We start from the raw sequence: 17,126 nt of genomic DNA, 5'->3' as shown, positions 1-17,126 counted from the left end.
TCGGGTTCGGGGCGATGTTCGACCACATTGCCCGTCAGCAGGGGGGAATCTGAGCCCATCTGGCCCATGATGGACCTCACCACTCGATGGGAAACGCCTGGAACGGAGGCCAAGTCCCCTTCCCCCGCTCTGGCAGTCGGTTCTCCCGATCAGGGTCCCTTCGGGTGGCCTTCAACAAGGATGTTCGATCACGATGAAAGAGGTAACCGATGGCAGCCAATGAATCCAGGGTTCTCATGTTCGGGTTCGTGGGAAAGGACCCCACACGGATCGGCCAGCCGGGGTCCACCCCGGTGTGTTCCTTCAGACTGGGGTCAACGCCGGCCTACTATGACACGGCCAGGGGCGTATGGACCAGAAGGCCTACAACATGGATAACGGTCAAGGCCTTCAGGAGCCTGGCCATGAACCTTCTGCAATCACTCCATAAGGGGGACCCGGTCATGGTGTCCGGCGGTCTGGTGACCGAGGAATGGACCAGTGGTGGGCAGCCGCACTCCACCATGGTCCTGGAAGCGGACGGGGTGGGCCATGATCTGAATCTGGGGCAGGGATCCTTCATCAGGATCAAACCTGATGACCCTGACTCGCAGGGATTCAGGGACCCGTGGGATGGTAAGGCGGAAGCGGGGGCGGGGGGAAATTCCGAAGAGGCCGGAGGTCTCGAATCGGATGCCGAGGGTGAGGATGCCTCCGACCAGCACGTAGGGGCTCCGGATCCAACGGATGATACGGAGAAGGCATCCGAGCAGTCAGCGGATGCCTTCTGAATCCATTTTGATGGGTTGTCGGTAGGGGTTTTTGCGCCTCCGGCCGCGGCACCGCGGCCGGAGGCGCATGTCTACCAGATGTGGACCCTGTCCGCCGGATCCAACCACATGCCATCCGAGGTTTGCACCCTGAAGGCATCATAGAACTTATCGACGTTCCTGGCGATACCATTGGTCCGGAACTCGGCAGGGGAGTGGGGGTCGATCTGGAGGTACTGCTCGGCCAGCTGGTCTCGGTTCTTGGTCCGCCAGATGGATGCGTAGGACAGGAAGAAGCGTTGAAGACCGGTGTATCCGTCCATGGTCGGTGCCTGATCCAGGGCCTCATCCATGGCCAGGGCGCTGGTGTCGATGTCCTTGCCGGCCTTGTCTTGCAGGGCCAGGGCATAGGCCTTGATGGCGATATTGACGCCTCCCAGGTCACCGATGTTCTCACCGATGGTCAAGGCGCCATTGACATGAGGTGCCTTGTCGGGATCGTCCGCGTACTTCTCGGCCAGCTGCCGGGGGACGAACCCGTTGTACTGTTCGATCAGGGCCTTGGTCCGTTCCTCGAAGTTGACACGGTCCTGGGGTGTCCACCAGTCGTTGAGCCTGCCATCTCCGTCGTACTTGCTGCCCTGGTCGTCGAAGCCATGTCCGATCTCATGTCCGATCACGGCGCCGATGCCTCCGTAGTTGGCCGCATCATCGGCTTCGGGATCGAAGAAGGGGGGTTGGAGGATGGCGGCAGGGAAGACAATGACGTTCAGGGTCGGTTCGTAGTAGGCGTTGACGGTCTGCGGGTTCATCAGCCACTCGTCCTTGTCGACTGGCTTGCCGGCCTTGCCGAACTGGTACCCGGACTCGTACAGGTTGGCCTGGCGGACGTTGTTCACCAGACCCGCATCTTCACGAACCCGCAGGGCCGAGTAATCCCGCCACTTATCGGTGTATCCGATCTTGGGAGAGAATTTGTCGAGCTTGGCCAGGGCCTTGACCTTGGTCTCGTCGCCCAGCCAGTCGCTGGCGGAGATCGAGACGCGGTAGGCTTCGATCAGGTTGCCGACCAGATCCTCCATATGATCCTTGCTGGACTGTGGGAAGTGGCGCCTGACATACTCCTGTCCCACCTCTTCACCACTTATTCCGTTGACCAGGGAGACGGCACGCTTCCAGCGGTCGCGCATCTGAGTGGTACCCGATAGCACCTTTCCGTAGAAGTCGAAGCGGGCCTGGTCGAAGTCCTCGGTCAGGAATCCTGCCCACTCGATCAGGGTGTGCACCCGGGCCCAGAGTTTCAGGTCCTCCAGGTCGCTGTCTCTCCAGAATCCGTTGAGTCCCTTCAGGAAGGAGGGTTCGTGGACGATGGTGTGAGTCAGGGCGGCGGTCAGGTCGACCGGCTGGTCGGCGGCGGCTGGGTTGGCATCATAGGCATCCTGCCAGGCCCTGATCCAGGCGGCCAGGTCGAAATCGGCCAAGGTCTGCTGCAGCTGGTGCATGTCGGTGGGGTTGTAGGTCCTGTCCTCATCCCTGGTAGAGACGTTGTCCCAGTGGTTGGAGGCGATTCGGGTCTCCAGATTCAGGACTCTGTCGGCCTGTTCCATCGCCTGGTCCTGGTCCGGTGCGTAGCCGGCAAGTCTCAGGAGTCTGGCGACCATCTCCTTATAGGCCTGGCGGACGGGCTGGTAGTGGGATTCACGGTAGTAGGCCTCATCGGGTAAACCCAGTCCGGCCTGTTCGATGTGGGCCACATTGGTGCCGGGGTTGCCCGGGTCGCCGTAGATGGCGATGCCAAAGAGATCGGGGCCGCCTGTGGGGTTGAGCCGCCCCAGGAGCGAGGTCAGGGCCGCCTTGTCCTCGACGGCGTCGATGGCCGCCAGGTCCGGGCGAATCGGATTCAGGCCGGCCGCTTCGATGGCCCGGGAATCGAGGAAGCTCCGGTAGAGGATGGTCGATTTGGTGGCCGGGTTGTCCGGATCTTCCAGGATGTCCCTGATCTGGCCCTCGGCGTCCTCGGCCAACTTGTCGAAGGACCCGAACCGGGAGCGGTCTTCGGGGAGTGCGTAGGTGTCGATCCAGGGTCCGTTCACGAAGCGGAAGAGGTCGTCCTGAGGCCGGATGACGGAAGAAAAGGAGGCGGGGTCCAGACCGGACCTGGCGGATGATTCTGTTGGGTGTGTCATACCTAGCAAGCCTAACCGTTTTTGATGACATGGGCCATCAGGGTAACGGGGCTGGAGCCTGCTGGAAACCAAAGAAAGCCGGTCATGACCAGGGTGAGCGGAGGGAGGAAAAAGACAGTCGAATTCCCGGCCTCGTTTAGACTGAACATTAGAAGCGGCACCCATGTGGATGCCGTCGGCACCATGTGAAAGAGGGGCACTATGTCAGATTCCAACCAAGGTCAAGATCCGGATTGGTACAGGGAAGGGCGGAACCAGGGCCCCTATGGGAACGGGAATCCCCAGGGTGGCCCCATTCCGACCATGGATCCCTTCAGACTGATTGTGGAGGGTATGGCCGGGGGGACCGTGAAGACCATCCGCGTCCTCTTGGGGACCATGGGCGCACTTGCGGTCGTCCTGGGACTCGCCCTCCTGCTGTGGCCCGATAAGACCCTGATCGTGCTGACCGTCATCCTGGGAATCTACTTCATCATCTCCGGCGTGGTCAGGTTGGCCACCTCCATCGTGGCACAGGGATTGCCGGCCGGATGGCGCGTTCTGGGTGTTCTCTTCGGTGCCCTGATTGCCATCGGTGGCATCGTCATTGTCAGGAACACGGCCCTGTCCGCTTCGGCCCTGACCATTCTTGTCACCATGATTGTCGGCATCGCCTGGATCATGGAGGGGATCATGAGCCTGGTGGCCTCCTGGGGGCTGCCGCATTCGGGCTGGACCATCTTCTCCGGCGTTGTGTCGATCCTGGCCGGTATCTGCGTCATGATCTACCCTCTGGGTTCGGTCATCTTCCTGGTCATCTTCAGTGGATGCGCCCTTCTGGTTCTGGGCATCGTCTCCATCATCAGGGCTTTCTCCTTCGGCAGGCGCTGATCTGGGGATTGTCGGTCCTGATTACCGGATAAGACTGATACCAGAACCTGGGTGAGGCCGTGCATCCGGCTGAACGCCAAACCGACGCATGGTGCAGCCGCTGGGGATACGCGGAGAATCTGAAAGGACGGAACAGGCATGATCGAGTTGAAGACCAAGCAGGAGATAGAGGAGATGAAGCCGGCGGGCAGGTTCGTCGGTCGCATCCTCAAAGAGCTCGAGGCCATGAGCAAACCCGGGGTCAACCTCCTCGATCTTGACGACTATGTCAAGCAGCAGATTCAGTCCCGCAAGGGGGCCACGTCCTGTTATGTGGACTATGCGCCGGACTTCGGCACCGGCCCCTTCGCCCATTACATCTGCTTGTCGGTCAATGATGCGGTCCTGCACGGGGTCCCCTTCGACTATGACCTTAAGGACGGCGACCTGCTCTCCCTGGACCTGGCCATCAACGTGGACGGGTGGGTCGGTGATTCGGCCATCAGCTTCGTAGTGGGAGACGATGCCGATCCCGAGGATCTGCGTCTGATCAAGACCACGGAGGATGCCCTGGCGGCCGGTATCGCCCAGGCCTATCCCGGCAACCGTCTGGGAGACATCTCCGCCGCAGTGGGTGAGGTGGCCCACCGTAACGGCTACAGCGTCAATCTGGAATTCGGCGGTCATGGCGTCGGTCGGATCATGCACGGCGATCCGCATGTTCCCAATGACGGCACTCCCCACCATGGATACAAGCTCCGTCCTGGCCTGGTCATCGCCATCGAACCCTGGTTCCTGGCCACCACGGACGAGATCTTCCAGGATCCCAAGGACGGCTGGACCCTGCGATCGTCCGACGGCTCCCGTGGTGCCCACAGCGAGCACACCATCGCCATCACCGAGAACGGACCGGTCATCCTGACCCGGCGGGATTGATCCGTGCAGGTTCCCTGCGCATGTAACCCCGGTGTTTACAGGGTGATTTGACATCATCTTCCGGTAACGGAAGGAACGATTTCGTCTGGTAGTCTGACCGCAATTCCGCGCCGGTATCGGGATGCTCCATCGTCTCACGACCCTGGTGACCGTACTGGCCGGACGGTCCGTCAGGTACAGATGGAGGTGTCGGATGACAACAGCACGGTTGGTTGTCGATGCCACAGAGTTCGATCTTCCGCTGGTCAAGTCCACCCAGGGGCCCGACGGCATCCTGGTCTCCTCCCTGCGCAACGACGGATGGGTCACGCTGGACCCAGGTTTCCTGACCACCGCCCAGTGCGAGTCGGCCATCACCTTCATTGACGGCAGCCGGTCCATCCTCCGCTACCGGGGGTATCCGATCGAGGAACTCTGCCAGGGTTCGAACTTCCTGGAGGTGGCCTGGCTCCTGATTCATGGGGACCTGCCCGACCAGAGGCAGTACGATGACTTCCGTGAACGGATCCTCCACCACACCTTCGTGGGGGAGGACTTCCGCAACCTCCTCTCGTCCTTCCCCAGGGGCGCCCACCCGATGAGCGTCCTGGCCTCGGCAGTCAACGCCCTGGCCACTTTCCACCCTGACACCTGTGAGTTCGGCGACCCCGACCAGTTCGACGAGGCCTGCGCCATCATCATGGCCAAGGTTCGTACCGTCGTCTCCCTGATTCACCGACGCCGCAGGAACGAACCGCTGCTCTACCCTGACGAGACCAGGGGCTATGTGGAGGACTTTTTGAGGATGAGCTTCGCCATTCCTTATGAGCCATACCAGGCCAATCCGCTCATGGTCCAGGCGCTTGACAAGCTCCTGATCATCCACGCCGACCATGAGCAGAACTGCTCCACCTCGGTCGTCCGGGTGGCGGGGTCGGCCCATGCCAACCTCTATTCCGCCGTGGCGGCCGGCATCAACGCCCTTTCCGGTCCCCTGCACGGAGGAGCCAACGAACAGGTGCTCCGTCAGCTCGAGGAGATACGGGATTCCGGCCTGGGTGTGCGGGCCTATGTTGAGGAGACCAAGAAGGAGGGAGGCAGGATTTCAGGGCTGGGGCACCGGGTCTACAAGTCCTATGACCCCCGGGCGGCCATCGCCAAGAAATGGCTCTACGCCATCATGGAAGATGAGGTGAACCACTTTGGCTCCGCCGACAGGTCCCTCTTCGATGTGGCTCTGGAATTGGAGGACATGGCCCTCCATGACGACTACTTCGTAGACCGGCACCTCTACCCCAACGTGGACTTCTACACGGGATTGGTCTATCGGGCAATCGGTTTCGACCCTCAGATGTTCACGACCCTCTTCGCCCTGGGCCGTATTCCGGGATGGATCGCCCAGTACCGTGAGATGATGAACGATCCCGCCTCGAAGATCGGACGGCCCCGGCAGGTCTACACCGGACATGGCAAGCGAACCTTCACCCCCATCGATCGGCGCCGTTGACGGGAAGCAGCCGAGCGAATCCGTAGGGGACCGGGTCGCCTCTGCCGATTCAGCATGCCGACTCCGTTTTTGCGGGTTCTATAGCACGTGGGAGCGACGGGAGTTCGTCGGCTGATGCCGGCTGGGCCTCGTTGTGGCGGGGTCAGTTCTTATGGAGGCTGCCGTTCAGTTCTATCCCCTTGGTCCGTAGCCTTACCTGGACCTGTCCGGTCTGGGAGTTGCGGATGAAGAGCAGGTGATTCCGGCCGCTGAGCTCGGAGCCCTTGACCGTATCCTTCTTGATGCCCAGGTACTTGGCCGTTTCGCTGTCGGCACCCAGGACGATTTTGGTTCCGGCGGTCACGTAGAGTCCGGCCTCCACCACACAGTTGTCGCCCAGGGAGATGCCGATGCCGGCGTTGGCCCCCAGGAGGGAATGTTCACCGATGGAGACCCTGTGCTTGCCGCCGCCCGACAGGGTGCCCATGATGGAGGCCCCGCCGCCGATGTCCGAGCCGTCTCCCACCACGACCCCCTGGGAGATTCGCCCTTCGATCATGGAGGTGCCCAGGGTGCCGGCGTTGAAGTTGACGAACCCCTCATGCATGACCGTGGTACCGGGGGAGAGGTAGGCGCCCAGGCGGATCCGGTCGGCATTGCCGATGCGGACGCCTGAAGGGATCACGTAGTCCACCATTCTGGGCAGTTTGTCGATGCTGAGCACGGTCACGTCCACCACTGGGATTCCGGGCATGGATCGGCCCGCAGCCCCCAACAGGTCGGTCTTGCGCAGGGCGAAGTCCTCCGGGGCGAAGGGGCCGTAGTTGGTCCAGACCGCATTGGTCAGATGATCGAAGATCCCGTCGAGGTTCATCGTGTTTGGTCTGGCCAGACGCAGGCTGAGCAGGTGGAGACGCAGGTAGGCATCGGCCGCATCCCTGATGGGCGCATCAAGGTCGGCCACCGTGAAGACGGGCTGCCTGCGGACCCCGCGGGCATCGGGTTGGTCATGCACCAGGGCATCGAACCCATGTGCCGGCCTGTCCGCCGGACCGGGTGGGGTCGATATCTCCGCATGAGGATACCAGACATCCAGAGTCCTGCCCTGGGCGTCGATGCTGGCCAGACCCCAGCCCCATCCTGTACCTGCACTTGTCATCTCGACTCCTTCCTATCGTCCGGGTGGGCCGCTTGGTCCTTCCGCTTCCAATCAGAATAGAACAGGTTAGGGGCGGGGCTTCGTCCGGTCTTGGTGGTTGGGACCGGGCATGGCTAGGATATTGCCCTGTGAGTGATTACAGTGATGAACGCGAGCGTCGTGAGCGTAGGCGTAGGAATGTGGCCCGGGTGGTCTGCCTTGTCATCGCTGTCGCCCTCCTGGGCAGTCTGATTGTCCCCGCCATCTTCAGTGGGCTTTGACGTTGGCCCTGCGGTGCCGGTCCTCGTCCGTGGCCGACAGCCGGTGAGTGTGGGAATCCGGGAGGATGCTGAACCCCTACAGGTGAACGAGCGGTTGGTATGACCGTCATTCGAGGAATACAGACAGATGTGTGCGTATGCAGTCCGGCAGGTTTCGAGGCCGGCGTATGGAATGGTGAAACAAGATGGCAGAAGTTGATTTTTCCCAGGCTCTTGCACAGGCCCGGGCCAAGTACGAGATGATCGCCAAGGCGCTGGACCCGGAAGGTCTGCGCTCGCGGATAGCCGACCTGGAGAAGGAGGCCAGCGCCCCGGGTCTCTGGGACGATCAGGAGAACGCCCAGAAGGTGACCAGCAAGCTCTCTTCCCTCCAGTCCCAGCTCAAGCACCTGGAGTCCGCCTCCAGCAGGCTGGATGACGTGGAGACCCTGGAAGAACTGGGGCGCGAGGAGGATGACCAGGACACCATGGCCGAGGCCCGCAAGGAGGTCGAGTCCCTGAATTCCGACCTGGCCGACATGGAGATCCAGACCCTCCTGGACGGCGAGTACGACGAGCGTGCGGCCGTGGTGACCATCCGGTCCGGGGCCGGCGGTGTGGATGCGGCCGACTGGGCCCAGATGCTCCTGCGCATGTACATGCGGTGGGCGGAGCGCCACGGCTTCAAGACCAAGGTTCTGGACACCTCCTATGCCGAGGAGGCCGGTATCAAGTCGGCCACCTTCCAGGTGGACGCCCCCTATGCCTACGGCAGGCTTTCGGTCGAGGGCGGCACCCACCGCCTGGTCCGTATCTCCCCCTTCGACAACCAGGGCCGCAGGCAGACCTCCTTCGCGGCGGTCGAGGTCATCCCCCTGGTGGAGCCCACGGACCACATCGACATCCCCGATTCGGACATCCGCGTGGATACCTACTGCTCGTCCGGCCCTGGTGGGCAGGGTGTCAACACCACCTATTCGGCCGTCCGCATCACCCATCTGCCCACCAACATCGTGGTCACCATGCAGGATGAACGCAGTCAGATCCAGAACAGGGCGGCCGCCATGGCTGTCCTCCAGTCCCGACTCCTGGTCCTGCGCCATGAAGAGGAGGCCAAGAAGAAGAAGGAGCTGGCCGGCGATATCAAGGCCAGCTGGGGTGACCAGATGCGCTCCTATGTGCTCCACCCCTATCAGATGGTCAAGGATCTGCGTACGGGTCATGAGACATCCGATACCCAGGGGGTCTTCGACGGGAACATCGACGCCTTCATAGAGGCCGGCATCCGCTGGCGCCACCAGCAGCGTCGCGAACAACAGGAGGAGCGCGAAGCGGCCGGAAAGTGACTCTACGGTCTGCTGGCGTGGAGATGATGCCATGATTTCGGCCTTCTGACCTGTCGGGGTGTGGTGAGGGTGAGTAAGGTCGTATTTGTTGCTAATGTCGGTGAGGTTACCGATGAACGGAGGGTCCATGGCGCTGATTTCACTCAAGGGCGTGACCAAGATCTACCCGAAGGGGTCCCGCCCTGCCCTGGACAACATCAGCCTGGCCATCGACCGGGGGGATTTCGTCTTCCTGGTGGGGGCCAGCGGCTCTGGCAAGACCACTTTGCTCCGTCTGCTCCTGCACGAGGAGGAGGCCACCGAGGGTGAGATTCGTGTGGCGGGCAACGACCTGCGCAGGTTGCGCGACAGCGAGGTCCCCGGCTACCGACGCTCCATCGGCTTCGTCTTCCAGGATTACAAGCTGCTGACCAACAAGACGGTCTGGCAGAACGTGGCCTTCACCCTGGAGGTCATCGGAGCCCGCCGTTCCACCATCAAGACCCTGGTCCCCCAGGTTCTGAAGACGGTGGGCCTGACCGGCAAGGAAGACAACTATCCCCACGAGCTTTCCGGCGGCGAGGCCCAGCGTGTGGCCCTGGCCCGAGCCTATGTGAACCATCCGCAGATTCTCCTGGCCGACGAGCCCACAGGCAATCTGGACCCGACCACATCCCTGGGCATCATGGAGGTCCTTGACGCCATCAACCGCACCGGGACAACGGTGGTCATGGCCACCCACAACGAGGAGATCGTCAACTCCATGCGCAAGCGGGTGGTGGAGCTCCACACCGGTAAGATCATGCGTGACCAGGAACACGGTTCCTACGACTCCTCCAAGTTCTTCCCCGATGCCGAGGTGGAGGCCAAGGCCCATCACGCCATCCGCGACCCCGGGGACGGGGATGCCCTTGACCAGGCCCAGCAGGGCGATGCCCCCAGGCCCAAGATCCGTGTGACCACGATTGAGGCCTCCAGGAACAAGGCCATCAGCGACGGGACCAAGGGGGCTGTCGAGGTGGTCGAGGCAGTGGCCGAGGCCATTCACGATTCCCAGTATGGGGACGAGGGAATAGCCCGCTTGGCCAATTCGGTCCATTCCGGTCGAACCGGCCGGTACGGTGAGGTCTTCACCCCCGTTGAGACCACCCTCACCTGGGGCAAGGGAATCAAGAATCTGGAAGAGGCCGGAAGGAACAGGGCCGCAGACCAGGCTTCCGGGTCGCAGCAGGAGGCCGACCAGACTGATAGTGAGGTTGAAGGCCCCCAGGAGTCCGATGTCGGGGCCGGTCAGGCCGCCACCGAGACGCCGGAGTCCGGTCCTTCCCGGGTCGGTGCGGATGCCGATGCCGGGTATGACCGTTTCAAGCCCTCCTCGGCGCAGACGGGAGCGGCCGGCAGTGCCCGGCACCGGGCCGGACAGTCTTCCGCGCAAGGTGGTCAGGTTCCGGCCCGGGCGGTTGAGCCCCCGGTTCAGGCCGGTCGGTCGGCCGATGCTTCGGAACGGCCAACAGGAAACCCGGCCCAGGCAAACGGCCAAAAGGTGCAGTCTTCATATCGGGCGGACAAGGCCCCCGCCCAGGCCCCGCCGGCCCCTCCGACTCCGCCTGTGCGGGGAGGGGCGGCCAAGGAGAGCGTTCAGGAGGACGATAGGCGATGAGACTGCGGTTCATTCTTTCCAGCACCTGGGATAATCTCCGCCGGAACGGGTCCATGATCCTCTCCGTCATGCTGGTCACTTTCATATCCTTCCTCTTCATCGGGGCATCGGGTCTGATGCAGGCCCAGATAACCAAGGCCAAGGGGGACTGGTACGACCAGGTGGAGGTGGTCGTCTGGCTCTGCCCGGACGGCACCAGCCAGGCCACCTCATGCGCCACCGGCAAGGCCCCCACCAAGGACGAGATCGTCAAACTGGAATCCACGATCCACAACGAACTCAGGGATTCGGTGGCCAAGATCACCTACCAGAGCCGTGAGGACTTTTTCAAGGGCACCTTCCTCAAGCAGTACCCCAACGGGACCTATGAGGGGCGTACCCTGACCGCCGCCGACATGCAGGATTCCCTCCGTCTGAAACTCAAGGACCCCACCAAGTACCAGGTGGTCACCGAGGTCTTGAGTGGAAGGGACGGGGTCGAGGAGGTTTCCGATCAGCGGCAGATCTTCGATCCCGTCTTCAAGATTCTGAACAGGGCGACCGTGGTCACCCTGGTCCTGGCCGTGGTCATGGTGGTGGTGGCCATCCTCCTGACGGGTACCACCATCAGGATGAGCGCCGCCTCCAGAAAGAACGAGACGGAGATCATGCGTCTGGTGGGTGCCTCGAACTGGACCATCCGCCTCCCCTTCATCCTGGAGGGCGTCGTGGCCTCCTTCCTGGGTTCCCTCCTCGCTGTGGGGGCCCTGAGCGCCATCGTCAAACTCTTCATCACCGATTGGCTGGCCAAGACCGTGCAGTGGATGCCTTACATCAATCAGACGACGGTCCTGGTCATGGCACCGGCCCTGATCCTGGGTGCCATGGTCCTCTCCGCCCTGGCATCCTCCATCTCCCTGCGCAGGTATCTCAAGGCTTGAGAGGTGATGTAATGAGGGTGCTCCGAAATCGGCAACCAGGAAGCGAAATCTGTCATAATGACTACAGTCCATTTGGAAGTGAATGAAAGGCCATGAACATGAAGCGTACGAAACGGACGAACGCTGCGCTTGGCCTCGTGCTGACCCTGACAACCCTGGTGGGAACCTTGGCTTTCGGGTACGTCGATAAGGTGCCTCAGGCCCAGGCCGCTCCGACCTGGTATGATCTTCAGCAGAAGGTGCAGAACAATGAGGCCCTGAAGGGCAAGCTGGCCGGGGTGGATGCCGATCTGGCAAACCAGATTCTCAGCCTGGACGATCTGAACTCCAACCAGATTCCCACAGCTCAGAAGGATGCCCAGGAAGCCCAGCAGAATGCGGAGCAGGCCAATAGCCTGGCCCAGGCCACCAATGACCGCCTGGAGGCGGCCAAGCGCGACAAGGCCGACCTGGAGGAGAAGATCAAGCAGACCGGCATCGACTACGACGATGCCAAGGACGGCGTGGCCCAGATGGCCCGTAAGGGGTTCCACGGGTCTGATGCCTCCCAGGTCATGGACATCGTGACCAAGTCGTCCAGCACCCAGGACTTCGTCGACAAGATGCAGTCCGATGCGGCAGTGACCAGATCCGAGGCCAACACCGCCAACGATGCGGCCAACACCCTGAACTCATCGATGAATCGCAAACAGCGCCTGGAAGCCATCGAGAAGCAGATCACCAGTCTGAAGACCAAGGCGGACCAGCAGGCCGCTGATGCCCAGCAGGCCGCGGCCCAGGCCCAGGCCAAGCAGGACAGTCTCCAGGCCCTGCGCGACCAGGGTGCCCAGGCCCGGGCCAGTCTGGAGAGTCAGAAGAGCTCTCTTACCACCCAGGCCGCCCGTGAAGCGGCCGACATCGTGGCCACCGAATCGATGATTCAGTCCCTGAACCAGCCCGGTGGGGGCGGCACCGTCGATCCTTCATCCGGCGGCTCCCAGCAGACCGGTGGCGGCGGCGCGCCGCCATCAGGTCCGGTGACTCCGCCCAGTGGTGGCGGTGGTGGCGGCAACGGTGGTGGAGCCAGCGGCATGAACTATGGCGTTCCCGGCAATTGCCCCGAGGGCTCCGGTTTCTGCTACGGCCATCCCACCGGTAACTCCGTCGGTGGTGCTGCATATCCGGCACGTCAGTGCACACTCTGGGCCTACATCCGTCGCTCGCAGTTGAGTCTGCCTGTCGGATCCTACATGGGCAATGGAGCCGATTGGGCGAACACCGGGCGTAGTCTGGGTTACCTGGTCAACAACACCCCGCACGTGGGTGCCGCCATGGTCTTCGCCCGGGGGCAGCGCGTGGGGTACTGGAATGCCGATTGGACCTATGGGCACGTGGCTGTCGTTGAACGTGTCAATTCGGACGGTTCGGTGCTGATTTCCGAGGGTGGCACCGGCTTCGCCTCCTTCCCGGCCTACGAGACGGTCTACGGGGCAGGCAACTACCAGTACGTGCACTACTGATTCGCGGTCCCGGTTCGAGACCGGGATCCGGCTTCGACACAGGCGCCATCCTTGACGGACGGTGCCTGTGTGCTATCGTCGGTGCAGCACAACCCGGAAGGATGACCCGGATGAAAGGGGGATGCCATGGCCAAGGAGACCGGAACGACTTTGATTGCCCAGAACAGGCGGGCCCGTCACGATTACCAGATCGAAGACAGGGTTGAGGCCGGCATCGCCCTGACCGGGACCGAGGTCAAATCCCTGCGTGAGGGGAGGGCCTCCCTGGTCGAGGCCTTCGTCAGCATCGACAGGCACCATGAGGTCTGGCTGGAGAATGCGAACATACCCGAATACCTGAATGGAACCTGGAACAACCACGCCCCCAAGCGCAAGAGGAAGCTCCTGCTCCACTCCCGGCAGATCGTTCACCTGGAGCGCCAGATTCAGGCCAAGGGCTACACCATCGTTCCCCTCAGCCTGTACTTCAAGGACGGCAGGGTCAAGGTCGAGATAGCCGTGGCCAAGGGGAAGCGCGAGTACGACAAGCGCCAGACCCTGCGCGAGGAGCAGGACAAACGTGAGGCCCTGCGGGCCATGCGCTATAAGAACAGACGCCGCTGACGGGGTGAAGCCGGGTCTTGCCCGGGGTCCAAGGCCTGGTCTGCCTCCGCTTTCACCCGTCCCCCCCCCCTCCCGGTAGTGCAGTCCGGCCATGGTTATGGGGTGGTGGGTTGTTGCCGCAGCCCGCCTGGTTGTGGTGGTGGGCGGGTTGGGTCCCACCACCAGGGGAACAGCGCAACCGAACCATCTTCGATTGGTATCACCGCCCTGACGGATCGGAGTTCGATCAATTGGATTGTCTCCAACAATCGTGAATGCGGGATATGTTTTATGCATAACGACACGCCCGAGTTCTTCATGGTGGTTGGCTGATTACCGACATCGATAACCATTGCAATCACAAGGAGAATGTGGACCCTTCCGAATGGGGCCGCCAGGTAGCGGACATGCATAACTGCATAAAAATACAAAAGAGTGCATAATAGTACATACCAATCAAGAAAAGTCGTGGAGGCCGTTGTACGAGGGCGGTCTCTGGAGATGGAGCTGAATGATGATGGGGAAGATGAAGACGGCGGCGGCAGCCGCACTGAGTGTGGTCCTTCTGGCAGCGGTCGGCGCATGCGGTACAACGGACGGAGCGGACAAGGCCAGCCAGGGGGGCAAGTCCGAAGGCAGTTCCCACCCCGCGGCCTTCGATGTGAGCGGCATCAAGAAGGACCCCGCCATTGCGGCCAAGGTGCCCGAGTCGGTGGCCAAGGGAGGAAAGCTGACCGTCGGCATGGAGACCTCCTACGCCCCCGGTGAGTTCATGGACGAGGACGGGAAGACCCCCATCGGATACGACGTGGATCTGTCCAATGCCATCGCCAAGGTCATGGGACTCAAGGGCAATATGGTCAGCGCCTCCTTCGACACCATCATCCCCGCCATCGGGAGCAAGTACGATGCGGGCATCTCCAGCTTCACCATCACCAAGGAACGGATGCAGTCGGTCGATTTCGTCACCACCTTCAAGGCCGGTACCGCTTTCGCCGTCAAGAAGGGCAACCCCTCCAAGATCGATCCCGATGACATCTGCGGGGTCAAGGTCGGTGTGCAGACAGGCACCATCGAGGAGCAGCAGGCCAGCGACAAGATCTCGGCCGAGTGCAAGGCCAAGGGCAAGAAGCCCGTGGATGTTCAGTCCTACAAGCAGCAGACCGATGCCGCCACGGCGGTGGTCAACGGTAAGATCGATGTCCTCTATGCGGACTCCCAGGTGACCGGGTACGCCATCAAGCAGACCGGGGGCCAGCTGGAGCAGCTGGGCAAGGACACCGATATCGTCCTTCAGGGGGCTGCCCTGAAGAAGGGGAGCGGTATGGCCGAGGCCACCCAGGCAGCCCTGCAGAAGCTGATCGACGATGGCACCTATGCCAAGATCCTCAAGAACTGGGGCGTGCAGAGCGGTGCCATCGACAAGGCGGAGATCAACCCGGCGGTCGCCGACTGAGAGACAACCAGGGGACGGTCCTGACTGGCCCCGATACAGGCAAGCGGTCCGGCCGTAGGTTCAAAGCAACCAAGGCCGGACCTTCGAGGGCAAGGGGCGGCCGAGAACCCGGTGACACGGGGCGGTAGGCTGGACCTGATTACATGCCAGCGAATCGGAAGGAAGCAGGAGATGCATACCAAGAAGGGGACGGATTCGGTTCATATCCCCGGCAGGATACAGGCCAGACCGGTGCGCAAGCCGGGGCCGATCGTGGCTGCCGTCATCGTGGCCGTCTTCGTGGCCATGCTGATCCACGGCATGGTGACCAATCCCAACTTCGATTGGCCCACCGTCTGGAAGTATCTCTTCAATGAGCACGTCCTGGACGGCATCAAGTGGACCCTCCTCCTGACCGTCTATGCCATGGTTCTGGCCACGGTCCTGGCCATCATCCTGGCAGTCATGCGCAAGTCGTCCAACCCGGTCCTGCGTTGGGTCAGCTGGTTCTTCATCTGGTTCTTCCGCGGCACGCCCGTATACACCCAGCTTGTCTTCTGGGGCTTGCTCTCGGTCCTGATTCCCAAGCTGGCCATAGGCATCCCCTTCGGACCGGAGTTCTGGAGCATCGACACCAAGACCCTGCTGAACGCCACCGTGGCCACGGTTCTGGGTCTTGGACTCAACGAGGCCGCCTACCTTTCCGAGATCGTCCGTGCCGGGATCGAGGCCGTCGATCCGGGTCAGAGCGAGGCCGCCAAGGCCCTGGGCATGCCCCCCTCGATGATCATGCGGAGAATCGTCCTGCCCCAGGCCATGCGCATCATCGTGCCGCCCACCGGCAACGAGACCATCGGCATGCTCAAGACCACCTCCCTGGCCCTGGCCGTTCCCTTCACCCTGGAGCTGCAGTTCGCCACCAACGCCATCGCCAACCGCATCTACAAGACCATTCCACTTCTGATCGTGGCCTGCATCTGGTATCTGGTCATCACCTCCATCCTCATGGTCATCCAGGCCCAGCTCGAAAAGCACTATGGCAAGGGATTCGATTCGCGACCCTTGGTGAGCAAGTCCTCACAGGGTTCTGATGGCGAGAGCGACAAGACCCAGTCCAAGCAGGATGTCGATAAGGTCAACCAGGTCCTGATGGCGGGGTTGAACGCATGAGCAGGGGAGCGAAACCGAACATGAACACTGGCGCAGAGGAAGCGGGAGGACCGGGCGTGAAGAGGGACCTGGGCGAGGTCAGGCAGCAGTCGGGCTCCTCCAGACCGGCCATCATCATCAGGGATGTGCACAAGGTCTTTGGTGACCTGCATGTCCTCAAGGGGATCAGTCTGGAGGTCATGCCGGGCACGGTGACCGCCATCCTGGGACCGTCCGGTTCGGGCAAGTCCACCCTTCTGCGCCTGATCAACCAGCTGGAGACCAGGACTGCCGGGGAGATCTACGTCAATGGGGAACTGACCGGGTACAGGCAGGTGGAGACCTCTCATGGCGCGGTCCTGCAGACCCTGGATGAGAAGGCCATCGCCCGTCAGCGGGCCAGGATCGGCATGGTCTTCCAGCGGTTCAACCTCTTCCCCCATATGACCGCCCTCGAGAACGTCATGGAGGCACCGGTCCATGTCGGCCGGGTGCCCAAGGCCAAGGCCAGGGAGGAGGCCCAGGCCCAGCTGGAACGGGTCGGCCTGGGTGACCGGATGGATTATTATCCCTCCCAGCTTTCCGGTGGACAGCAGCAGCGGGTGGCCATCGCCCGGGCCCTGGCCATGCACCCCGACATCATGCTCTTCGACGAGCCCACCAGCGCCTTGGATCCGGAGCTGGTCGGGGATGTCCTTGGCGTCATGCGTCAGGTCGCCGGCCAGGGCATGACCATGGTCGTGGTCACCCACGAGATGGGGTTCGCCCGTGAGGTGGCCGAGCAGATCGTCTTCATGGATGAGGGTGTGGTCGTCGAGCAGGGTGGTCCCAAGATCATCGACCACCCCACCACCGATCGTTTCAGGGGGTTTCTCGATACCGTCCTGTAAAGGCAACCAAGCCGGGTAAGGGCCTTCCGTGGTGCCCGTACTGGTTACAAGCCGGTCCGGTCGTGGTCTTGTAGATAATGTCT

General features: G+C 62.1%; 15 protein-coding genes. 13 read left to right on the top strand and 2 right to left on the bottom strand.

Annotated elements, in window-relative coordinates:
• The first annotated feature begins 209 nt into the window (after positions 1–209).
• On the top strand, positions 210–770 hold the full coding sequence (locus Q0K62_RS05015) for a single-stranded DNA-binding protein (RefSeq protein WP_297316887.1): 561 nt from the start codon (positions 210–212) through the stop codon (positions 768–770).
• 71 nt (positions 771–841) lie between these two features.
• Here the strand turns inward: Q0K62_RS05015 and Q0K62_RS05010 are convergent, their stop codons facing one another.
• Positions 842–2,935, bottom strand: coding sequence for a M13-type metalloendopeptidase (locus tag Q0K62_RS05010; RefSeq protein WP_297316886.1), 2,094 nt, complete (start codon positions 2,933–2,935; stop codon positions 842–844).
• 201 nt (positions 2,936–3,136) lie between these two features.
• Between Q0K62_RS05010 and Q0K62_RS05005 the strand changes: the two genes are divergently transcribed.
• From Q0K62_RS05005 to Q0K62_RS04995, 3 genes are all read left to right on the top strand, one after another.
• Positions 3,137–3,805: a DUF308 domain-containing protein gene (locus tag Q0K62_RS05005; protein WP_297316885.1), complete on the top strand. Its 669-nt coding sequence runs from the start codon at positions 3,137–3,139 to the stop codon at positions 3,803–3,805.
• Positions 3,806–3,943: 138 nt separating this feature from the next.
• A complete protein-coding gene (gene map / locus Q0K62_RS05000; protein ID WP_297316884.1) occupies positions 3,944–4,720 on the top strand; it encodes a type I methionyl aminopeptidase in 777 nt (258 codons plus the stop codon).
• A gap of 193 nt (positions 4,721–4,913) precedes the next feature.
• Positions 4,914–6,206: a citrate synthase gene (locus Q0K62_RS04995; protein WP_297316883.1), complete on the top strand. Its 1,293-nt coding sequence runs from the start codon at positions 4,914–4,916 to the stop codon at positions 6,204–6,206.
• 142 nt (positions 6,207–6,348) lie between these two features.
• Here the strand turns inward: Q0K62_RS04995 and dapD are convergent, their stop codons facing one another.
• Positions 6,349–7,344, bottom strand: a complete 996-nt coding sequence (gene dapD / locus Q0K62_RS04990; RefSeq protein WP_297316882.1) for a 2,3,4,5-tetrahydropyridine-2,6-dicarboxylate N-succinyltransferase — start codon at positions 7,342–7,344, stop codon at positions 6,349–6,351.
• A gap of 128 nt (positions 7,345–7,472) precedes the next feature.
• Between dapD and Q0K62_RS04985 the strand changes: the two genes are divergently transcribed.
• The 9 genes from Q0K62_RS04985 (at position 7,473) to Q0K62_RS04945 (ending at position 17,043) form a co-directional block, all read left to right on the top strand.
• Entirely contained in the window at positions 7,473–7,604 is a 132-nt protein-coding gene (locus Q0K62_RS04985; RefSeq protein ID WP_297316881.1) for a hypothetical protein, read from the top strand.
• 185 nt (positions 7,605–7,789) lie between these two features.
• Complete coding sequence (gene prfB / locus Q0K62_RS04980; protein WP_297316880.1) at positions 7,790–8,929, top strand: peptide chain release factor 2; 1,140 nt, start codon at positions 7,790–7,792, stop codon at positions 8,927–8,929.
• A gap of 127 nt (positions 8,930–9,056) precedes the next feature.
• Positions 9,057–10,568 carry a cell division ATP-binding protein FtsE gene (ftsE, locus tag Q0K62_RS04975; protein WP_297316907.1) on the top strand — a complete coding sequence of 504 codons (1,512 nt, stop codon included), beginning with the start codon at positions 9,057–9,059 and terminating at the stop codon, positions 10,566–10,568.
• Positions 10,565–11,488 carry a permease-like cell division protein FtsX gene (ftsX, locus tag Q0K62_RS04970; RefSeq protein ID WP_297316879.1) on the top strand — a complete coding sequence of 308 codons (924 nt, stop codon included), beginning with the start codon at positions 10,565–10,567 and terminating at the stop codon, positions 11,486–11,488. The genes ftsE and ftsX overlap by 4 nt, the downstream gene beginning before the upstream one ends.
• A gap of 98 nt (positions 11,489–11,586) precedes the next feature.
• The gene (locus tag Q0K62_RS04965) at positions 11,587–12,987 is read left to right on the top strand and encodes a CHAP domain-containing protein (RefSeq protein WP_297316878.1); all 1,401 of its coding nucleotides are present in this window, start codon (positions 11,587–11,589) and stop codon (positions 12,985–12,987) included.
• 126 nt (positions 12,988–13,113) lie between these two features.
• The gene (gene smpB, locus Q0K62_RS04960; RefSeq protein WP_297316877.1) at positions 13,114–13,590 is read left to right on the top strand and encodes an SsrA-binding protein SmpB; all 477 of its coding nucleotides are present in this window, start codon (positions 13,114–13,116) and stop codon (positions 13,588–13,590) included.
• Between the two features lie 490 nt (positions 13,591–14,080).
• Complete coding sequence (locus Q0K62_RS04955; protein ID WP_297316876.1) at positions 14,081–15,025, top strand: ABC transporter substrate-binding protein; 945 nt, start codon at positions 14,081–14,083, stop codon at positions 15,023–15,025.
• A 171-nt stretch (positions 15,026–15,196) separates the two neighbouring features.
• Positions 15,197–16,174 carry an amino acid ABC transporter permease gene (locus Q0K62_RS04950; RefSeq protein ID WP_297316875.1) on the top strand — a complete coding sequence of 326 codons (978 nt, stop codon included), beginning with the start codon at positions 15,197–15,199 and terminating at the stop codon, positions 16,172–16,174.
• Between the two features lie 68 nt (positions 16,175–16,242).
• A complete protein-coding gene (locus tag Q0K62_RS04945; protein WP_297316906.1) occupies positions 16,243–17,043 on the top strand; it encodes an amino acid ABC transporter ATP-binding protein in 801 nt (266 codons plus the stop codon).
• Positions 17,044–17,126 lie beyond the last annotated feature (83 nt).

This window comes from uncultured Bifidobacterium sp. (genome assembly GCF_945269915.1).
Taxonomy (GTDB): domain Bacteria; phylum Actinomycetota; class Actinomycetes; order Actinomycetales; family Bifidobacteriaceae; genus Bombiscardovia; species Bombiscardovia indica.
This window is presented reverse-complemented; position numbering and strand designations above follow the sequence as displayed.